Here is a 994-nt window from a genome sequence, read left to right as displayed (position 1 = left end):
CCGTGGTGACGGTAAACTCGCGATTAAGAGGATCGCTTGCCTCGGTCAGCGCCTGCACCTCTGCCGAACCGTTGTTCAGCTCATAGCTCCAGGTACCGTCTGTACCGATCTTGAACGTACCGAAATTGCCGTCGGTCACGGTCTCGGCCGCAAACACCGCCTCGCCCGCATCCGGGTCKGCCACGTCCAGCTTGCCGCCGGTGGTCAACACCGTGTCTTCCTTCACGGTGCCGGTATCTGCATCCGGTGTTGACRGGGTAACAACCGCGCCGTCGTCGCTGCCGTTGATGGTGACAGTGACGGTATGCTCGGTGCCGTCGGCAGTGGTGACGGTGAACTCGCGATTAAGAGGATCGCTGGCCTCGGTCAGTGCCTGCACCTCCGCCGAACCGTTGTTCAGCTCGTAGCTCCAGGTACCGTCTGTACCAATCTTGAACGTCCCGTAGTTGCCGTCGGTCACGGTCTCGGCCGCAAACACCGCCTCGCCCGCATCCGGGTCKGMCACGTCCAGCTTGCCGCCGGTAGTCAACACGGCATCTTCCTTGACGGTACCTGCATCGGCATCCGGTGTGGTCGGGGTAACAACCGCACCGTCGTCGCTGCCGTTGATGGTGACAGTGACGGTATGCTCGGTGCCGTCCGCCGTGATGACGGTGAACTCGCGATTAAGAGGATCGCTTGCCTCGGTCAGCGCCTGCACCTCGGCCGAACCGTTGTTCAGCGCGTAGCTCCAGGTACCGTCAGTACCTATTTTGAACGTCCCGAAATTGCCGTCGGTGACGGTCTCGGCATCAAATACCGCCTCGCCCGCATCCGGGTCGGCCACGTCCAGCTTGCCGCCGGTGGTCAACACAGTATCTTCTTTCACCGTGCCGGCATCGGCATCCGGTGTCGCTGGAGTAATAATAGCGCCATCATCGCTGCCGTTGATGGTGACAGTGACGGTGTGCTCGGTGCCATCGGCCGTGGTCACGGTGAACTCGCGATTAAGAGG

The 994-nt window shown here is 61.5% G+C and carries 1 protein-coding gene; it reads right to left on the bottom strand.

What is annotated here, in order from left to right; genetic code table 11:
- A partial coding sequence (locus EDI28_RS25895; RefSeq protein ID WP_233353523.1) for a VCBS domain-containing protein occupies positions 1–994 on the bottom strand: 994 nt, incomplete at both ends.

The sequence above is a fragment of the Photobacterium chitinilyticum genome, assembly GCF_004104355.1.
Lineage (GTDB): Bacteria > Pseudomonadota > Gammaproteobacteria > Enterobacterales > Vibrionaceae > Photobacterium > Photobacterium chitinilyticum.
The sequence above is the reverse complement of the archived record's forward strand: the minus strand, read 5'-3'. Positions and strand labels throughout refer to the sequence as shown.